Annotated in this window: 1 pseudogene; it reads right to left on the bottom strand. The window is 38.6% G+C overall.

The window, feature by feature from the left end:
* Positions 1-373: 373 nt before the first annotated feature.
* Positions 374-475 (bottom strand): annotated as a pseudogene (locus QZ311_RS12395) (DNA-binding protein); the annotation flags it as partial.
* Positions 476-603 lie beyond the last annotated feature (128 nt).

The following is a 603-nucleotide window of genomic DNA, read 5'->3' as shown; positions in this document are numbered from 1 at the left end:
AGACGGAGGATAGGTCAAAAGACTGCATCTTATACCCCAAAAAAATCAATACTATAAAAAGAATCACTCATGAACGTGAAACTAAATATTTGTCTGCCAGGTAATATATTCGATATAATCATAATTCATACAGTTCTGATCTTGGAAACATACTTTATGTCAGATTCAAGACGGAACTTCTGTTAACAAACCGCGTTTTATGCCTTATAGTGTGCAAATGTGGCATATCAGAATGATTTATCGGCTCAAAATTACTATAATTAATTGGAAAAACGGCTCAAATCGAGCCGATGGGAGGGTAGTAGTCGAGATAGAGCGACAGTTTGCCGCTGTGAAGTTTTTCTTTACGGAGAGTTACTTTGGTGATGGTTGCCGGAATGCCGATTTTGGATACCGGTGAGTAAATCGCCGAGAGAGTCATGCCATACTTGGACTGAATATCCTCTACCGAATACCATTCGGTTATTTCGGGATCTTCCTTTCTCGCTGAAACGTGTAACATTCAATTGAGATTATTCGGAGGTCTTGTTGAACCGACTTATTCGCTCATTTACGATGCAGACATAGTTGCGTTTCAGTTTTTCTTTTGAATCAAAAATCATG

This window comes from uncultured Duncaniella sp. (assembly GCF_910578445.1).
In the GTDB taxonomy this organism is placed as follows: Bacteria; Bacteroidota; Bacteroidia; order Bacteroidales; family Muribaculaceae; genus Duncaniella.
This window is presented reverse-complemented; position numbering and strand designations above follow the sequence as displayed.